The 18793-nt window shown below is 55.6% G+C and carries 14 protein-coding genes and 1 pseudogene; 12 read left to right on the forward strand and 3 right to left on the reverse strand.

Features of this window, described 5'->3' with window-relative positions:
• Nucleotides 1-322 precede the first annotated feature (322 nt).
• The 9 genes from VM163_00195 to VM163_00235 all read left to right on the forward strand — a co-directional run bounded on the left by VM163_00195 (nucleotide 323) and on the right by VM163_00235 (nucleotide 11853).
• Entirely contained in the window at nucleotides 323-1111 is a 789-nt protein-coding gene (locus VM163_00195; protein ID HUT02297.1) for a class I SAM-dependent methyltransferase, read from the forward strand.
• A 179-nt stretch (nucleotides 1112-1290) separates the two neighbouring features.
• Nucleotides 1291-1497, forward strand: coding sequence for a hypothetical protein (locus VM163_00200; GenBank protein ID HUT02298.1), 207 nt, complete (start codon nucleotides 1291-1293; stop codon nucleotides 1495-1497).
• A gap of 248 nt (nucleotides 1498-1745) precedes the next feature.
• A complete protein-coding gene (locus VM163_00205) occupies nucleotides 1746-2996 on the forward strand; it encodes a YkgJ family cysteine cluster protein (protein HUT02299.1) in 1251 nt (416 codons plus the stop codon).
• Nucleotides 2997-3369: 373 nt separating this feature from the next.
• Nucleotides 3370-5490 carry a ribonuclease R gene (gene rnr, locus VM163_00210; protein ID HUT02300.1) on the forward strand — a complete coding sequence of 707 codons (2121 nt, stop codon included), beginning with the start codon at nucleotides 3370-3372 and terminating at the stop codon, nucleotides 5488-5490.
• A 15-nt stretch (nucleotides 5491-5505) separates the two neighbouring features.
• Nucleotides 5506-6789, forward strand: coding sequence for a DUF401 family protein (locus tag VM163_00215; protein HUT02301.1), 1284 nt, complete (start codon nucleotides 5506-5508; stop codon nucleotides 6787-6789).
• Between the two features lie 277 nt (nucleotides 6790-7066).
• Nucleotides 7067-7333, forward strand: a complete 267-nt coding sequence (locus tag VM163_00220; GenBank protein HUT02302.1) for a hypothetical protein — start codon at nucleotides 7067-7069, stop codon at nucleotides 7331-7333.
• Nucleotides 7334-7383: 50 nt separating this feature from the next.
• Nucleotides 7384-8301, forward strand: a complete 918-nt coding sequence (locus VM163_00225) for a tellurite resistance TerB C-terminal domain-containing protein (protein ID HUT02303.1) — start codon at nucleotides 7384-7386, stop codon at nucleotides 8299-8301.
• Entirely contained in the window at nucleotides 8285-9604 is a 1320-nt protein-coding gene (locus VM163_00230; protein HUT02304.1) for an ATP-binding protein, read from the forward strand. Before VM163_00225 ends, VM163_00230 begins: the two co-directional genes overlap by 17 nt.
• A gap of 20 nt (nucleotides 9605-9624) precedes the next feature.
• Nucleotides 9625-11853, forward strand: coding sequence for a DEAD/DEAH box helicase (locus VM163_00235; protein ID HUT02305.1), 2229 nt, complete (start codon nucleotides 9625-9627; stop codon nucleotides 11851-11853).
• A gap of 5 nt (nucleotides 11854-11858) precedes the next feature.
• Here the strand turns inward: VM163_00235 and VM163_00240 are convergent.
• The 3 genes and pseudogenes from VM163_00240 to lon form a co-directional block, all read right to left on the reverse strand.
• Nucleotides 11859-11956: pseudogene (locus VM163_00240) on the reverse strand (electron transport complex subunit RsxA).
• Nucleotides 11957-12073: 117 nt separating this feature from the next.
• A complete protein-coding gene (locus tag VM163_00245; protein HUT02306.1) occupies nucleotides 12074-13507 on the reverse strand; it encodes a radical SAM protein in 1434 nt (477 codons plus the stop codon).
• Nucleotides 13508-13552: 45 nt separating this feature from the next.
• On the reverse strand, nucleotides 13553-16012 hold the full coding sequence (gene lon / locus VM163_00250; GenBank protein ID HUT02307.1) for an endopeptidase La: 2460 nt from the start codon (nucleotides 16010-16012) through the stop codon (nucleotides 13553-13555).
• 288 nt (nucleotides 16013-16300) lie between these two features.
• Between lon and thyX the strand changes: the two genes are divergently transcribed.
• The 3 genes from thyX to VM163_00265 all read left to right on the forward strand — a co-directional run.
• Nucleotides 16301-16936 carry an FAD-dependent thymidylate synthase gene (thyX, locus tag VM163_00255; protein HUT02308.1) on the forward strand — a complete coding sequence of 212 codons (636 nt, stop codon included), beginning with the start codon at nucleotides 16301-16303 and terminating at the stop codon, nucleotides 16934-16936.
• Nucleotides 16937-16945: 9 nt separating this feature from the next.
• Nucleotides 16946-17476 carry a Mut7-C RNAse domain-containing protein gene (locus tag VM163_00260; protein HUT02309.1) on the forward strand — a complete coding sequence of 177 codons (531 nt, stop codon included), beginning with the start codon at nucleotides 16946-16948 and terminating at the stop codon, nucleotides 17474-17476.
• Between the two features lie 432 nt (nucleotides 17477-17908).
• On the forward strand, nucleotides 17909-18793 hold an 885-nt coding region (locus tag VM163_00265), incomplete at its 3' end, for a right-handed parallel beta-helix repeat-containing protein (protein ID HUT02310.1).

Here is an 18793-nt window from a genome sequence, read left to right on the forward strand (position 1 = left end):
ACACGGGGCTACTCACGTGGCCCCCTTTCAGGGGACTCAAGCAATAGCCACCAGAACTCAATCCCACCTTTCCCATACCCTGAAGCCCCCCATATAGCCACATACCCGGTCAACCAGCACAGGGAAATACGAAAACTCCTGAGGTGGTAACCAGGTGGTAAGATGACGATATTTCTAGTAACGTTGCGTTGAAAAGGCGCTAGCACTGTTGAGGCGGACGTTTGATGGGGCAGTAATCTGGCGCGCAGCTTTTAGGCTTTGACTTACTGGTGACCGCCGTCAGAATCATGCGCATGTGGTGCGCACACAAAGAGGGTTTGCCATGCTTAAAGTTGTTCCGAGGTCTTGGAACGAGTTCTGGGCTTATTACTTTCGCGTGGAGCATCGGCACCGAATCCCAGAGATATTCGATTGGGACCGACGGCTCGTGGACTTCATCGAGAGGGTCTGCCACCTGGAGCCGCCAGCAAGGATTCTCGACCTGGCGTGTGGAGGCGGCGACCAGGCCAGAATCTTCGCGGCCAAGGGCTACCGCACCACGGGGATCGACATAGCGCCTTCCCTGATCGACTTCGCAAGGAGGCTGTTTCGTGAGGCGCGACTTGAGGGCGAGTTTATCGTGGGGGACATGCGCGATATCAGCTACGACCAGAAGTTCGAGCTGTGCACGATTTTGAGCGGCAGTTTCGGCTTTTTTGGGGAAGAGGAGGACAGGCGGCTGCTCACATCGGTTCGCCGGGCGCTTGTTCGCGGGGGCTTTGTTTTCATCATGTATATATCGCCGAAGTACAGGTCAGAGCATGTCAGAAGCTGGGCCAAGACAGAGAAAGGATGGGACCTTTATGAGAGCTGGTTCGAGCCTGAGACGCAGTGCTATCGCGCAAGGACCTTCCTGATCCAAGAGGACGGCACAATGATCGTCCCGAAACCAGAGCCCGGCTACTATGCAGACGAGACGATCCGCTGCTACACTGTGGACGAGCTCAAGTCGATGCTCGCCGAAGCAGGTCTGCAATACGTAGGCGACTACTCCAGCAAGGAGCTCAATAAAAAGAGCGAGGGCAAAGCCGGCGCATCAACCAGTGACATCGTCGTCGGCCGGCGAGTCTGAGCGAAGCTCGAGCGCCGAAGTCCCAAACCTAGAGGCAGCCATGAGACTGTCTTGGAGGGCCGTGGCTTGGTCGGAATGGCCAGGTCTGAAGCAAGCTTTTGACAATGCGCCTCGCCTTTGATAGGCTTCATGGCACGGAAGCAACAGATAGTTAAAAGTGTCAACTGAGGGAGTGTGCCATGAAAGGGCTAGAGAAGCTGGCGATTGCCGGTGCGGTCATCAGTTTTATTGTCTGCATCATTTTTAAGCTTGCGGGCATTCAGCATTTTGTGACGGCTACGGGGGTGTGGCGGTTCACTATGGTCTGCCTTGTGTTCGCGGTTTGGGTGAGGCTTGTGATGCTTAGCCCCAAGGATTCTGATAAGTTATCAGAGGGAACTGACTAGAAGGCGGCGTAGAGGCCTCTTAGCGCCAATGGTGGGGTTCATCGGCGGCCCAAGTGGGCTGCGGCGATAACATGTACGGCCAGATGCCCGTGTCTGCCCGATACGTATGGGCAAATGCACGGATTCCCCGCTACGAGAGCGAGTCAATGATTCTGGGATATATCCCAGAGTGCGTTTGAGCCAACGTCGGGGGCTTCCTCGGCCAAAACCCCAAAGGATGTCCGAACTTGGAACAGAATCGTCCCAGCGTGCCTAACTTTATATGCCCGCCAAACACACGCTATCAGTGTGTAGCATGTGGGGATTGCTGTCGTCAGCGATGGGTGGTCGAAGTGGAGCAGGGCTGCCTCGACGGGCTGCCCGACAACATCAAGAGCTACATCCGTCCTGTTGACAACCAGCGCGAGACGCCCGGCGCAGCAGGAGTCATCAAGCCAGACCCCTCTAAAGCTGGCTGCTCGCTTCTGGGAGCCGATAACCTCTGCGCCATTCACAAGCGGTTGGGATACGACGCGAAACCCCTTGTGTGCAGGGAGTTCCCGTTCAGGTTTATCGAGACGCCTCGAGGCGTTGTCGTTGACGTGTCGTTCGTCTGCAATGAGGTTTTGCACAACAGGGGCGAGCCAATTGACCAGTATCAGCAGGAACTTCTGAAGCTATTCCCGCAGAGCAGGCGGAAGCTTGCCGTTGGCGGCAAAATCCGCCTTAAGACTAGAATCTCGATCAATTACGACGCCTATCTCCTCATTGAGGAGAAGCTGCTTAGCATTCTCTCAGCCCAGCAACCAACTCTTGAGGACCGTCTAGTTGCGGGGAACATCTTCCTGTTCAGCCTCTGCAAGAATATCTACGACGACGAGAGAATAACCCTAAACGAGGATGCCATCGACAAGCGCCTCGCCAAGTTTGCGCCGAGGCACATTCAGAAGCTCTATTTAATAGCTAAGAAGGGCAAGCAAATGTGTTCGAGACATCGCCAGCAGCTTTTCGTGATCACGTTCTTGACGTTTGCGTCGAGCGCCTCGGAGCGGAAGGGCAAGCTGAGAGTTCTGCTGAGCACCTGGATAAATAACACCAAACAGACGCTTAATGTGGGCAAGATCAGGGTGCCGGTGCTCGCTGAGCCGGTCCCGCTCAGGAGGCTGTGCGATGTGGCATTCGATGCAGAGGACACAAGGATAAGCGAGCTGGCCGCAAGATACCTGTCGCACTGCATCTTCCGCAAGACCCTCATCGCGCAATATGGCGTTTTCAGAGGCTACAACATGCTCCTACTCATCTATGGCGTTACGAAGTGGCTATCCAAGGTCTTCGCCCTTCAGGATGGCAAGGACTGCGTCGAGCCAGCCCATTTCGCCAACGCAATAAAGCTCGTCGAACGCCAATACCTCCGCCACAGCGAGCACCTCGCCCTGCTCAATCTGAAAAGCCGGGCCATGCACTTTGTCGATAGGGTCTTTGACGATCTCGGTTTTGCGCCGCTTATCGTTAAGAGTTAAGCAGTCCGGCACGCTGATAGAGGCGGTCCAATAAGTCGGTTTCAACGGCGATGACGCAGCGGGGTATGCCGCATGTAGGGGCAGGCTTGTGTCTGCCCGAATATATAGATGGGCGGAGACAAGCCCCGCCCCTACACAACCTCAGACCCGACTTGTTGGACAGCCTCGATAAGTGGTTCGGCTCATGGCAGTCTCGCAACTGCAAGTTGTGGGCTATGAATGGTAGCATTCTCGTCATCTCGGCCAAAGCCGAGCCACATTGCCTACAATCCAGGATCAAACCCAGGCAAATGTTTACAATTGAGAATCGAATCGCTTTGGTGCATAAGGAGGGCGGACTTGTCTAAAGTTGCGGGACAGGCTAAGGAGAATTATGGACAGAACTGAGCGGCGAATACTGAACATTCTGAAGCGTAGAGGCGGTCAGAGCCTCAGCCTGCGGGAGATTCAGCAGCAGCTTGCCACTGGGCGGGAGCGCAGCGCGGTTCTCAAGCAGCTCGCCCATCTCGTCTCTCGAGGTAAGGTAAGCAAGGATGCAGATGGCAAGTTCTGTGTAACATCGGTCAAGCAGCGGCTAGTGGGTCGCTTCGAGCCGACTAACGAGCGGTTCGGCTTCGTCATTCCACTCTCTCCGGAGACCAATGACATCTTTGTGCCCGCGCATCGCTGGGGTGGGGCAATCGACGGCGATATTGTTGAGGTTGCGTTCACAAAACGGCGCGGTGGGCGGACAACCGGGCAGATCGTTAGGATCGTGAAGCGCACAAGGCGTGAGCTAGCGGGAAAGGTTCTCAAGAGGAGGGAGGGGATGTTTCTCGTGCCGCTGTCGGCTAAGGTCTTTCACGAGGTAGTGGTTGTCAATAACGAGGCCGGCCCTGTCGAGGATGGGCTAGTCGTAAATGCGGTCATAGATAGAATCGATGACCGCTCCAATCGTATGGATGTGTCCATCGTCGAGGTCTGGGGTAGGCCGGACGATCCGGAGGTGTTGTGCAGGATAGTCATCGCCAGGTTCAACATACCGACCGTGTTTTCAGAGGAGTCGCTTAGCGAGGCGAGCAAAGTTCCGCGGGCCATAACTGAGAGCGACCTCCGGGGTCGAGCGGACCTTCGCAGTTTGGTCACGTTCACGATCGACGGCGAGCAGGCGAAAGATTTCGACGATGCAGTGAGCATCGAGCGGCGGGACGGGGGATTTCGGCTGTGGATTCACATTGCGGATGTCAGCCACTACGTGGTTGAGGATTCAGCCCTTGACAAAGACGCTTATGAGCGAGGCAACAGCGTTTATTTCCCAGGGAGCGTTATCCCGATGCTGCCTTTCGAGCTCTCCAACGAGATATGCAGCCTGAAGCCGAACGAGGACAGGCTGGCGATGAGTGTTGAGATGGATTTGGACAAGCAGGGCAAGGTTCGTGCTTCAAAATCTTTTGAGAGCGTTATCCGCAGTAATGCGAGACTGACATACACGGAGGTTGGCTCGCTGCTTGAGCAGCATAGAAAAGGCTCTGATGACGCGCAGAATGCCCCCGGGTTCGCCCAATACCTGTATGAAATGGATGATGTGGCGCAGCTTCTGACGAAAGCCCGGAGGAGCCGCGGGAGCCTCGACTTCGACCTGCCTGACCCGGTAATCATACTCGACCTCCAGGGCAAGCCCGAGGACATCGTTCGCGAGGTGCGCAACCCCGCGCACAGGCTGATCGAGGAGTTTATGATTGCAGCGAACGAGGCGATCGCCTCATACCTCACCGTCAGCGGTTCCAGTTGTGCCTACAGGGTGCATGAGCCGCCGGACGACGAATCACTCATCGGACTTGCTCAGACGCTCAAGTCGGTCGGCACGAAGGTCTCTTTCGCCGGAGGGGACGTTTCGGATAAGTTCCAGCAGCTTATCGAGAAGGTTCGCGGCAAGCGGATAGAGCGCCTGGTCTCCTATCTCATACTGCGAGCACTCAAGATAGCGAAGTATTCGCCCGAGAATATCGGGCACTTCGGGCTTGCGTCTGACTGCTACGCCCACTTCACGTCGCCGATCAGGCGCTATCCCGATCTTATGATTCACAGGTTCCTCAAGCAGCAGCTGAAGGGCAAGTCCAAGGTCAAGGTCAAAATGACCAGCGAGACGCTGAAAGAGGCATCGCATCACTGTTCCGTCCGCGAGCGGGCCGCGATGGGCGCGGAGCGAAAGATAGTCAAGATGCGCCAGGCGCAGTTCATGGCGGACAGGGTAGGGGAGCGGTTCACGGGGATCATCTCGGGGCTAACTATGAAGGGCTTCTTTGTGGAGCTAGACCAGTTCTTCGTCGAGGGATTTGTGCCGTTAATATCCCTTTCGGACGACCGGTATTCGTTCAACGAGGAGAAGCAATGCATCATCGGGCTGAAAACCGGCAAACAGTTCAGAATGGGTGACGCAATAAAGGTTCGTGTCCGGTCGGTCCAGGTTCCCCTCGGGCGGATTGACTTAAAGTTGATTGACGCCGGCGCATAGGTTATATAGGCGGGAATGTCGCCCGTAGCCAAGATAGTATTCGTATTTTTCGCTGTTATCTTCAGCCTTAAATTGAAGTCGCCGCTCGGCGTTTCACTCTTCGCCGGCTCGATCGCTCTTGGCCTCTGGCTTGGGATGCCGCTGGGTGCCCTCGGGCGCAGCACGCTGGTGGGCATGTTCGACCTGCCGAATGTTATGCTCTTGCTGATCGTTCTGCTGATTGTGCTGTTTTCCGCTGTGCTCCAGGAGACTAAACAGCTGCGGAAGCTTGTGGCCGCGGTCAGAGAAGTTGTCCACAATCCACGATTGGCCGTCCCGATGATGACTGCGATCGTCGGGCTCCTGCCAATGCCCGGTGGGGCAAGGTTCTCCGCACCCCTCGTTGACGAGGCGTCGCAGGGCCTCGGAATTAGCAGAGTCCAGAGCGCGACCGTCAACTTCTGGTTCAGGCATATCTGGGAATACTGGTGGCCGTTCTATCCTTCCGTCATCCTCATGAGCGCGATAACGGGCTTCAGTATAGCCAAGATCATCGTCATCTTCCTCCCCGCGTCAGCCGTCATGGTGCTCGTCGGTTACTTCTTCTACCTCCGCTGGCTGCCGAAACGCACACGAGCACGTGAGACACCCAAATCCCACGGCTCAGTCCTCCAACTCCTCAGCATAAGCCGTGCGATCTTGACCGTTATCATCATCAACTTCGCACTTATGAGCTTACGAGGTGCGTTTGAATCGGCCGGAATCCATCTCCATAAGCTGCCTGCAAGGTCCCCCCTCGTCATCGCGCTCCTCGTCGGAATAACTGTCGCACTTTGGGGTTCCGGCCTAAAGACCCGAACGGTCGTCAAAATGGTCTTTAACAGACGGGTCTCAATGATGATGCTCACGGTTGCCTCGATCCTGATCTTCAGCCAAGTGCTCAAGGATGCGGGTGCCATAGCACAGATCACAGAGTCTCTAAGAGGGCAGGAGACCCCGGTGCTACTACTTGCATTTGCAGTCCCGTTCCTCGTGAGCTTTGTTACGGGGTTAGTTGTCGCCTACGTCGGGATAGGTCTGCCGATCCTGTATCCAGTTTTCGCATCTGCTCTCCCTCCAAATGAACTTGTGGCGTACGTATTCATGTTCTCCGTCGCCGGGTACATAGCCGTAATGCTTACCCCGGTGCACCTATGCCTCATACTCTCCAACGAGTACTTCGAGGTTAAATACCTTCAGGTCGCCAAGCTCTTGATTCTCCCGTGCATACTGTCAATGGCCGCCTATCTCGGCATATTCTTCCTGTACAGGATGTTGTGAATCGCCCGACCCAAATGCCCGCTCTGAAGGGCTGCCCCTGACAGATTCGGGACGGCTGACTGCGGCGTGTTCTCTCATACAAGGGTATTGGACTTCGTAAGTGTTCTGAAAGTGCCTATACCGTCGGGATTCAGCGATCCGTCCGACAGTTCTACGAAAACTCCTGAGAGAATGTTGACAAAACAACCCTAGCGGCCTAGCTTGAATTTACACGCATAATCGCGGCATCTCAGGATCATGAACGCTGCCAAACATTTTGATTGAAGGGGAACCAGCCATGCCGGAAGCTCGATCGAAGCTCGACACGATAGATTCCTACACATTTGGCTCGATACTCATCGATGGCCGTAGTTTCACGGCGGACGTCAAGCAATACAAAGAGGCGGCGGAGACCCTTTCGCATGTCGTGAATGCGGCGGTGGAGGTCGTTGTCGATGCCGTTCACAAAAATGGCGGCGCCCTCATCAAGTTCCTCGGCGATGCCGTCTTCGCCGTGTTCGATGACGTCCAGGTGAGAAGGAGCAACATACCTCTGGGTTGGTGATGGCAAGAGGGTGGCTTACGCAGATAAGAGACACTCTGTTCAGAAAAGCGTTGCGTGAGCAACTTCTTCCGCAGGATATCGGTGAACTGCCAGCTGAAGAGCTTGCTGAGATACTTGGGATGTCTGTCGAAGAAATCAGTGAGGCCATCCTGTTCGCTCAGGAGCCAGTGCCATTGCAGACCCGCGTGAACGGGTACGAAGAAACCTGCATCGAGGACCTGATTGAGGACAAGAAGATAATCTCCCCGGCCGACGCGTTCGATCGTCAGAACCTCAGGGAGATCACTCACCAGCTTCTGAGAGAGCATCTGACGCTGCGCGAGGAGATGATAATTATGCTCAGATTCGGCATCCAGGCCGGATACGAACACACCCCTGAGGAGGCTGGCGTCATGTTCAACGTCACGCGCCAATGCATCGACGGGATCGAGGCAAAGGCCCTCAGGAAGCTGCGGTATCCGCCGAGGCGCAAGTTGCTGGAGGAATTTCGTGAATATCCGGCTCACGCAGTTGAGGTGAGGACTGGGAGGCCGTCGAAGCGAGCAGGCGAGAGAATCCCGCCACAGCGGACAGCCGAGGATGAGATCCGCCAAATGAGCGAGGATGAGATCTTAAAGCTAGAGGCAGAGTCTGTGCAGATCGGACATAAACTGGCCAGCATCTTCGAACAGGCTGAAGGTCTCGCGGGCGGCGAGGCCAACGTCCCTTCCAAGAAGTGCCCGGAGGGTGAGATCGGCCTCGGTTCACGATACCAAGCGCTTCTGAAGCAGTTGTTGCGACGCAAATCATGGGATAGGAAGAGCTTTGAAAGCCTTGTGCGCCAACATGGTTTTATGGTATCAGATGCTATTGGGACGATAAACGAGTGGGCCGACCAGGCACTTGGAGATTTCCTGATAGAGGACGGGGAGCCGGTGGTCCTGAATCTTTCACTGTTGAGGAAAGCTCTCGATGAACAAACCCATTAAACAAAGGGAACGAAGCGCCATATTGCAGTCGCTCCGCGCGGGAGTGGTACCCAAGATAGGCCTTCAGCATATTCAGGTGGGGAGAAAGGACGAGGTCGAGGCCATCATTCGCGACCTAGATCTCATCGCCGAGGGCGGCTCTACGGTGCGACTCGTCATAGGCCGTTATGGGTCTGGCAAGAGTTTTCTGCTGAACCTCTCCAGAATACTGGCCCTGCACAAGAGGTTTGTCGTTGTTCAGGCGGATCTAACGACGGACCGCAGGCTGTACTCCAGGCAGGGACAGGCACGAGCCTTGTATGCGGAACTGATGCAGAACATGGCAGTTCTATCGAGACCGATGGGTGGGGCGATAGCAAGCGTTGTGGAGAGGTGGGTATCGGATGTCGATTTCCGGGTCAGGGAGTCCGGCGGAACTGAGGAAGATGTTGGCAAGGAGATACATAAGCGACTGAGGCCCTTGCAGGACTTGGTGAGCGGCTACGACTTCGCCAACGTTGCTATCAGGTACCTTCAGGGCTTTCACAGTCAGGACGACCTGTTAATGGCATACGCGCTTCGCTGGCTGCGCGCTCAATACACCACCAAGACCGAGGCAAGACAAGATTTAGGCGTCAGGTCGATCATTGACGATCGGAATATCTATGATTATTTGAAGCTCGTGGCGGCGTTCGTCCGCATGGCCGGATATGCCGGGCTTCTGGTAAACATAGATGAGATGGGGGTGCTCTCTCACCGGTTGAGCAATTCGCGGGCGAGAAATGGGAATTATGAGGTGCTTCTGAGAGTGGTCAACGACTGCAATCAGGGCAATGTAAGCGGGATCGGATTTCTCTTCGCTGGGACCGACTCATTCCTTGAGGACCGCCGTAGAGGGCTCTATAGCTATGAAGCGCTCGCCACGAGGCTTGCGGAGAACCCTTTTGCCGTGGAGGGACGGAAGGATTTCTCAGGGCCGGTCATCCGTATAGGGAACCTATCTCCCGAACACCTCTATGTTCTACTTCTTAACATCAGAAACGTCTTTGCCAGTGGCGATCCGAGCAAGCATCTCGTGCCCGACGAGGCGCTGAAGGAGTTCATGATTCATTGCTCAAAGAAACTGGGCTCTGATTATTACCTCACTCCTCGTGAGGCGGCCATGGAGTTCGTGGGCTTTCTGTCGATTCTTGACCAGAACCCAGAAATGGCTTGGAAGACCCTCCTGTCCAGAACCAAGACCACGTCAGGTGCTGACCAGAAAAGCCCCTCACGGGTTCCAGATGACGATCGAAACGGTGATCTCAAGGCATTCAAGCTATAATGTGCTCGCGGAGGTCCGTCTTGCCCGAGAGCAATCAGAGAGCCTTCGACCTTCTGCATGCCTCGATCCAACGAAAGCTGTACGACATGAAGTGGACCGAGCTTCGGCCAATTCAGGTCGATGCCATTCGAGAGATAATCTTAGCGAGAAGTAATCGCATCGTCATTTCAGCCCAGACAGCGGGCGGCAAAACCGAGGCGGCTTTTCTGCCGATACTTTCAGAGATCGTTGACGACTGCTCTGAGGGCGTCAGGGCGCTTTATGTGGGCCCTTTGAAGGCACTCATTAACGACCAGTTTCGGAGATTAGAGGACCTGTGTCAGCGCGCCTCTATCCCTGTCTGGAGATGGCATGGAGATGTAGGCCAGTCGTCCAAGAAGTCCTTGCTCAAGAGCCCCTCGGGCGTGCTGCTCATCACCCCCGAATCACTGGAATCTATGTTCATCAATCGGCCACAACATATCGATAAATTATTCCGCAGGCTTTCTTTTATTGTTATCGACGAGATGCATTCATTCATGGGCCCAGAGAGGGGAGCACATCTCAAGAACCTCATTCACCGGCTGACCCCCAGATCAAGAGAGAAGGTCGGCATCATTGGTCTTTCTGCCACTCTAGGCGACATGAAGCACGCCTGCGACTGGGTCTGCCTCGATCAGAGCGAGAGGGCTTCCTTAATAGACGATCATACTGAAGAGAAGTCAGTCCGCTACGTGATCCATGGGTATCTTAGGCCGAAGGAAGACCGATCGAGAGATAAGGTGGCGCCACAGGGGAGGCGTGCTGAGGTTCGCGACCCTGAGGCCACAGCTGCCGATCAGCAGCTAGCTTCTGACATCTACAATGCCTTTAGGGGCAAGACAGCGCTAATCTTCGCTAACAGCAAGGTCAAACTGGAGTTCTTTGCCGACCTAGTGAGCAGAATATCTCAGCGCAAAGGGCTACCTAATCCTTTTCGGGTTCATCATGGTTCACTTGGGAAGGGCGTGCGTGAGGATGCCGAGGGTGAACTGCGATCTGATCGCCCCACTTCGGTCTTCTGCTCCAGCACACTCGAGATGGGTATTGATGTCGGGAACGTGTCCATTATTGGCCAAATCGGTCCTCCCTGGTCAGTGAGTTCGCTGATCCAGCGCTTGGGGAGAAGCGGACGTGATCCTAACCAGCCCTCCATAATGAGAATGTTCATCGATGAGTATGAGCCCGGGAAGAGCACTCCAATAGTCAGGCGCCTTTACCCCGGCCTTCTTCAGGCCATAGCGATGTCAGAATTGATGCTTCAGAAGTGGTGTGAGCCCCCAGATCTGGGCAGAATACACGCTTCCACTCTGATACATCAAATAATGAGCATGATCGCTGAGACTGGGGGACTGAAAGCCGACCGGCTTTTTCAGAGGCTAATCGAGAACGGCGCATTCAAGAATGTAAGCAGAGAGATGTTTATCCGGGTCTTGCGCTGCCTTGGAGATAAGGACGTGGTCGAACAGATGCCTGAGGGCGATCTAATCCTCGGAATTGAGGGGGAGCGAGTAGTTAGGAGGTTCGACTTCTACGCCGCCTTTCGGGTTGATGAAGAGATTCGTGTCATGCACAAGAACAAGTGCATTGGAAGCGTACTCCTTTATCCCGGCCTCGCAGCGGATGGCTTCCTTATCCTGGCCGGGCGCCGGTGGAAGATCCTGGAGGTTGACAGAAAGCGAAGGGAGATCCTAGTGACCCCCTCAAAGGGCGGTCGGCTTCCTTTCTTCTCTGGCAGCCACGGACCCGATGTTCATCCCGCTATCAGAAAGAAAATGCGGGAGGTCTTATTGTCGGCTGGGACGATCGCATATCTTGACCCCCAAAGCAGAGAACTCTTGGAATACGCTCGCGGCGTAGCTAAGGATTCCAAGTTGAGCGAGGCCTGCTTCTACAGGGAGGGGTCCACGATTACATGGTTTACATGGACGGGCTCACGCATAAACAGGACCCTGATGGCTCTTGGGCGTTTCTACGGCAATATGGACGTTTCGGACGAAGGCATCGCTCTGAAGTTCGACAGGACCTCAGTAGAGAAGATACGTGAAACCTATAAGGGATTTCTTGAAAGATGTCCCACGGTGGTTGAGTTGGCAGCAAGATTCCCCTCTCTCGAGCAGGAGAAGTTTGACCACCATCTCTCTGATGCTCTGCTAGCCGAGGTTTTTGCGAACAACTGTCTTGACACAGAAGCCGCGAAAAAACTGATTGAATCGCTAAACGTCCGGTGACTTTCTCACTCGCGGACGAGGCCGGAGAACCCCATGAAGGCAAGAGAGAGGATGCCGGCAGTGATGAGGCCTATCGAGACCCCTTCAAGGCCTTGGGCACGTCCATCATCTTGAGGCGCACGGGGCACTACCTGTTCATCCTATCTGGCACTATCAGGATGGTCCCCGAGCAGCTCTTGCCCGATTACGACTCCAACGACTAATATATAGGAAACTCAGGCTAGTAGTGGTGGTGGGTCTGCATGACAGGTAGTTTTTGCAGGACGAACCTCGCCTTCTTAAGCGCCTCGCCCGGGGACCTCATGAGCTCCGCCAGCCACTTGGCGACGTTGCGAGGCGAGGTGAGTTTTCTCCGGGACCTGTAGGCCTCGATCTTGCGCTTGTATTCGTTGATCTCATCAATCGTCAGGTGCTGCAAGTGCATGTTGACGTTGCCGACCTCGCGGTTGAGAGCGGTGTCAAACTCCTCATAGGCTATCTCATTCTTGAGAAGGTGGTTCTCCACGGCCCAGTCGTAAATGTCCTTGCCGGGCATCGCGGTGCAGTAATAGACGGTTAGGTCGTCGGGCTTTATTCTCCTGATGAGCTGGTAGGTCATCTCAAGGTCCTCCAGAGTCTCCATCGGTGCCCCGAGCATTACATTAGAGGTAGGCTCGATTCCGGCCTTGTGGCACCAAGAAAACGCCCGCTCAACGACAGTGATGTCCACCTCTTTGCGGTAAAACTTGAGTATCCTGGGCGAGCCGCTCTCCACGCCGAAACTGATGCACTCGCATCCGACATCTCTCATCAGTTTGAGCATCTCGTAGGTAACGCCGTCCGCTCTGGTATTGCAGTGCCAATGAAACTTGATCTTCCTTTCTTTGATCAAGTCGTGGAACTCGCTTATCCACTCGATGCCAGGCTCCGTGAACGTGTCGTCCTTGAAATAGACGCGGCGTTTCCTGCCAACGGCGTCGAGCACGTATTCCAGCTCGTCAACCACGTGTCTGGGACCCCTGCTGCGTGCCGTCCCGAACAACAACGGCAGCGAAGGCGCGCAGTAGATGCACTTAGCGTTGCAGCCACGGGTCGCTAACATCGCGACCTCGAAGCGCCAACCATCACGGCCATCAATATACTTCTCATATTCGATGATGCTCCTGTCAGGAAATGGAACCGTATCAAGGTCCTGGATGAACGGCATTCGCTCGTTCACGACCATCTTGCCATTTTCCTTGTAGGCCAGTCCTCTGGTCGCCTTGCGTTCTTTCTCATCCCCTGCTTCCAAGAAAGCCTGAAATGAAAGCTCGGCCTCGCCCTGAAAAGCGTATTGAAATCCGCTGTCAAGAACCTCGTGAGGCCAGAACGTGGCGTGAGGCCCCCCTGCAATGAACGTCGCGTCGGGGTTCACCTTCGTAATATAGTCCATGACTGTCTTGGCCTTGCCAAACAAAGGAGAGGAAACCGTCATGCCAACGAGATCAGATTCTGATACGTCTTTGTCAAGGCAGGACAAGTCGTCCCGGAACGTGAGGTCGTGGAACCTGACGTCGTAACCGTTCTGTTTGAGGAGCGCAACCAGGGTCATAATGCCGAGGGGTTCCGCAAGCCCATTGGCCTCGAACCACTTGTAGCGAGGATATATCAGCGTTACTGTTTTGAAAGCACCCACTCAACCACCTCCGACTAGATTAAGAACCGTGCAGCACACTTGAGCCTAGTTCTTCACGCCCGAGTCGCTGTCCACTCCACCCGTTTGGGTGCTGTCCCTTGTCGCGCTCCGGAGCCCGTCATACGCGAGCAGATCCTCGAACTCCTCCCGTGGGGAAGGCAAAAGCGCGATCTGGAGAACCTCGTCCATAGTTTTGACCGTAACGAACTCGACGTCTTGCTTGATCGCGTCGGGGAGCTCCGACATATCCTTCTCGTTCTCAGCTGGAATTATGACTTTTTTAATGAGTGCGCTGTGCGCAGCGATGGCCTTTTCTTTCAGGCCGCCTATTGGCAAGACGTTCCCACGCAGCGTAATCTCGCCAGTCATAGCCACATCGCATCTGACCGGCCTGCCGGAGAACGCCGAGGCCAGCGCAGTTGCGAGCGTGATGCCGGCAGATGGGCCGTCCTTGGGAATAGCGCCCTCAGGGACGTGGATATGCACATCATTGTTCTTGAACGCCTCCATGGAGATACCCAGCGATCTGGCCCTGGAATGGATGAATGTCAAGGCAGCTTTGGCCGATTCCTGCATCACATCGCCCAAATGACCCGTCAGAAGCAGATTCCCTTTGCCCTCTGTCAGCAAGACCTCCGTGCTAAGTATCTGACCGCCGAACTCGGTCCACGCAAGCCCAATGGCGCAGCCAACCTGATGCTCCTTCTCACGCTTCGTCTGCCGATATCTAGGAACACCCAAGAGCTCCTCAACCTCGACCGCTGTTATCACGGTCGGCTCTCGCTGTTTTTCCTCACCGGGCTCCTCCTTGGCGACGCGCTTCGCGAGTTTGCGGCAGATGCTGCCGATTTCACGCTCCAAGTTGCGCACGCCGGCCTCACGAGTGTAGTTGCGGATGATCTTCTTGATGCCATCCTCGGTAAACTCCATGCTGCGGCCCTCCAGGCCGTTCTGGCTGAGCTGCTTCTTGATAAGGAAGTTCTCGGCAATCTTCATCTTCTCGTATTCTGTGTAGCCCGGCAGCCTGATTATCTCCATCCTGTCCTTAAGCGCCGGCGGGATCGTATGGTCGATGTTCGCCGTCGTTATGAATAGGACCTGGGAGAGATCAAAATCGACGCCAAGGTAATGATCGGTAAAGGTGTGGTTCTGCTCAGGATCAAGCACCTCAAGAAGTGCGGACGCCGGATCGCCTCGGAAGTCTGATGTCATCTTATCGACCTCGTCGAGCAGAAAGACCGGATTCTTGGTGCCCGCCCGCCGGACCGCCTGAATTATCCTTCCCGGCAGTGCGCCTATGTACGTTCTTCTGTGCCCGCGAATCTCGGCCTCGTCCCTCACGCCGCCGAGCGAGAGCCGAACGAACTTGCGGTCGAGCGCCTTGGCTACTGATTCTGCAAACGATGTCTTGCCGACTCCGGGCGGCCCTACGAAACATAAGACCGGCCCCTTGATCTTTTTGACAAGCTTGTGAACCGCAAGATATTCAACCACACGGTCTTTGACGTGCTTAAGGCCCCAGTGCTCGGCCTCGAGAATGTTCTCCGCCCTTTCAATGTCTAAATTGTCCTCGGTCGTCTTGTCCCAAGGCAATGACACGAGCCAATCAAGGTAGTTGCGAGAAACGGTGGCCTCGGCAGAGATCGGCGGCATCATCGCCATCTTGCGGAGCTCCTGGTCGGCCTTCTCCTTGACCTCCTCAGGCATCCCGGCCTTGTCGATCTGCTCCTTCAGCGCCTGAATCTCGTTCTTGGTGCTGTCATCCCGGCCCAGCTCCCGCTGAATCGCCTTCATCTTCTCGTTGAGATAGTATTCCTTCTGCGATTGCTCCAGCTGCTTCTTGACGTCCTCCTTGAGCTTGTCATCGAGCTCTAGCGTCTTGATCTCAGCATCCAAGATGTCGAGCAGCCGCTCCAACTGAGGCCTGATATTGAGCACCTCCAGTAGCTCCTGCTGCATCTTGCTCGGCGTCGAGAGATGCTGAACTATCGCCCCCAACAGTTTCTGCGGCTCCTCGATACGTGTGATCGAGCGGGCGACCTCGTTGCCCAACCGCGGGTTTATCTGCACACAATAGGTGAACTTATCCTTGACCTCGTCAAGCAGCCGAGCGTAGAAACTGTCAGCAAGCTCCGCCTCCTCTATCAACTCCGCCTCGGCAGAGAGGTATGGCTCAGTTTGGACAAAACGTTTTATGATTGCTCGCCTCAGCCCAACAACGAGGACCTTAATGCTGTCGTCTGACATCACTATCCTCTGTTTGACCTTGGCCAGCACCCCGACCTTGTGAATGCCCTCCGGGGCAGGATCGTTCTCCTCCACGTCCTTCTGCATGGTGAACACTACAAGGTCCTCGCTCTCCTTGAGGGATTTGACAGCGCTGACAGATTTCGCTCGGCCTATAAAGAGCGGGACGAGCACGTCCGTGAAGAGCACCTTATCCCGAAGGGCAACGACCGGGTAAATACGCCTTTCCTTGACACTGGACACTGACTTGCTGCTCAAAAACATCCTGCAAACCCCCAACTAAGGTGTGATTATCGCTGTAATTAAATATAGTTCAGGACGCCCATGATGTCAAGCATCTTGACCAGCCAGCTCCGCTCTCTCACGGGCGGATACATAATGCCGTCCCGACGTGCAACATGTCCCGAACCTCTGTTACAGTGCCCTCCCAACGATTCTTAGCGGCCGCCGCTAGCCGAAACTGCTGCCCGTGTTTGTTGACTTTGTGTGCCCCATCGTGCGATCCTTTGCGGGCTGTTGGTCATATCTGAGGGAGTGAGGGAAAGATTGGCTGAAGTTCAGTTTTTGGCTATCACGCCGAACGCCGAGGAGCTGATCGAGCGCGCGGCGCGAACTTGTCATCGCTCCCGCCTCGGCATCGATGCTGGCTCCCGCACGAACTTCATTCAGAAGGTAATCGAGCTTGGCCATCTATCGGTCCTGGAGCACGCCTCAGCCACGTTCCGCATCCTTGGCGTCTCCCGCGCCTTCTCCCATCAACTGGTGAGGCACAGGCTGGCCAGTTTCTCTCAGCGCTCCCAGCGCTATGTCTCCGATAGAGATTTCGCCTATGTGGTTCCCCCGTCGCTCGAAAGGCGAGGCGAAGCGCTGAAGGTGTTCGAGGCGGCGATGGCAGCGGCCCGTGATGCGTATGGCCGATTGCTCGAGCTCAAAGTTCCCCGCGAGGACGCCAGGTTTGTTCTCCCCAACGCTGCCGAGACGGAGCTCGTGATGACGGCCAACATGCGGGAGTTCCGTCACATTTTCGAGCTCCGGTGCCACCGGACGGCGCAGTGGGAGATCAGGTCGATAGCAGTCCAGATGCTCAAGGTTCTCAAGGCCGAGCTGCCCGCTGTGTTCGCTGATTTCGAGATGGCCGAGGACGGTAGCCATGCGTGGACCATGCCGCCCGTAAGCCCGTAGAGCGGTTAGATGACAAGGGAGACGAAAGAGCGACCCAAACTCTGCGCCGACGTGATGCTCGGACGTCTCGCCAAATGGCTGCGCATCGTGGGCTTCGACGTTCTCTACTCAAACGATGCGGACGACGACGAGCTGATCGAGACGTGCAAGTCCCAGGGTCGGATTCTGCTCACGCGGGACACCGCACTTGCCAAGCGGGCTGAGGCGGACGTGAAAATCATATTCGTCGAGGGCGATCACATCAAGGAGCAGTTCGGCTCGATACGCGACAGATTGCCCATAACGCTGGAGCCGCCGTTGATATTCTCAAGGTGCCTTCTCTGCAACACGCCGCTGAGGCGTGCGACCAGAGAGGAGGTCGAGCCGCAGGTTCCGGCCTTCGTGTTCAACACCAACAAGGAGTTCAAAATCTGCCCAAAGTGCGGCAAGGTTTACTGGAAAGGCACGCACGTCCGGCACGCGCTGCGAACGGTGCTGGTCTCGTTCTCCGGTTTCAACGGCGAGGACCTCCCGGCCGACGCGGCCACCCGGGACCCATAGATGCCCACGTCACCAGGATAGCTCTTTCTGTCCGCTTTTCCCTTCTCGTCCGCGATAGCCTACGCCGTCGCACACCGCTAAGGCGCATAAGTTGGCGAAGGCGGATTGACCCCTTGACCTCTTTCTCTAAGGAAACACTTGACAACGGATTACTATTGCCATATTGCTTCAGTCCAGAAGCCTAAAAAGCTTAAGAAGGGAGTCCGAAACGAGGCTAGGGTGCAGGGCGCTCCTGTCACCTAACCTCCTTTCCTACCGCGGGTAGTCCACCCGAAATCTCCCTTCTATTGCATGGTTGATGCTTTGCAGATTACTGTCATTTGGAGATGAGCTTATCCAAGAAGGACTCTTGCACACTAACCAATCATCGTGTCTTGGCGCCTTTGTGGTTTATAGACACATAACAACCATCTTTCAAAATGGAGGAGAGAAATGTATTTACGACGAGAGATGAGATTGGTGCTCGCTACCATGATCGCGATGCTCGTGATTCTGGTGACGGGCGCCTACGCGGCAGAGTACTACGTTGATGGTGCGGACGGCACCGACAACGGCAGCCACGGCACGAGCGCAGACACCGGAGCGTGGAAGACAATCACCTACGCCCTGAGCTGGATCGAAGTGAACGATCCGGGCAGCTCCGGGGACCCGCACACGATCCACATAGCCGCGGGCACTTACGATTCGAACATCGGGGAATCCTACCCCCTCACGATGCAAGACTACGTCTCGCTCTCGGGCGCGGTCGAAACCGAAACCATACTCTACGCCGAAACCGTAGCGCTCCACGTCATCTACTGCAACAACGTCAACAACTTCACAATCGAAAACCTCATGATCACCGGCGGCAACGCCGACGGTACATCTGCACCTGACTGGGGCGGCGGCGGCATCTACTGCAGCTCCAGTTCACCGACGCTGACGAACTGCACGATCAGCGGCAACACGGCGAACCACGGGGGCGGCGGCATCTACTGCTATTTGAACAGTTCACCGACGCTGACCAACTGCACGATCAGCGGCAACACGGCGACCGAGTACGCCGGGGGCATCTTCTGCTCCCACAGTTCACCGACGCTGACGAACTGCACGATCGCGGACAACACGGTGGAACACTACGGCGGCGGCATCTGCTGCTATGGCTACAGTTCTCCGACGATGACCGGCTGCACGATCAGCGGCAACACGACGGGCTACCTCGGCGGCGGCATCTTCTGCGACTTCTCCAGTTCACCGCCGATGACCGACTGCACGATCAGCGGCAACACCGCGACCGATAAGGGCGGCGGCATCTACTGCGGCTCCTCCAGTTCACCG

The sequence above is a fragment of the bacterium genome (assembly GCA_035527515.1).
GTDB lineage: Bacteria > B130-G9 > B130-G9 > B130-G9 > B130-G9 > B130-G9.

What these genes read in the sequence shown, in the direction of transcription:
- VM163_00195 (HUT02297.1), top strand. Translation starts at nt 323, where the DNA reads ATGCTTAAAGTTGTTCCGAGGTCTTGGAACGAGTTCTGGGCTTATTAC.
- VM163_00200 (HUT02298.1), top strand. Translation starts at nt 1,291, where the DNA reads ATGAAAGGGCTAGAGAAGCTGGCGATTGCCGGTGCGGTCATCAGTTTT.
- rnr (HUT02300.1), top strand. Translation starts at nt 3,370, where the DNA reads ATGGACAGAACTGAGCGGCGAATACTGAACATTCTGAAGCGTAGAGGC.
- VM163_00215 (HUT02301.1), top strand. Translation starts at nt 5,506, where the DNA reads ATGTCGCCCGTAGCCAAGATAGTATTCGTATTTTTCGCTGTTATCTTC.
- VM163_00220 (HUT02302.1), top strand. Translation starts at nt 7,067, where the DNA reads ATGCCGGAAGCTCGATCGAAGCTCGACACGATAGATTCCTACACATTT.
- VM163_00230 (HUT02304.1), top strand. Translation starts at nt 8,285, where the DNA reads ATGAACAAACCCATTAAACAAAGGGAACGAAGCGCCATATTGCAGTCG.
- VM163_00260 (HUT02309.1), top strand. Translation starts at nt 16,946, where the DNA reads ATGACAAGGGAGACGAAAGAGCGACCCAAACTCTGCGCCGACGTGATG.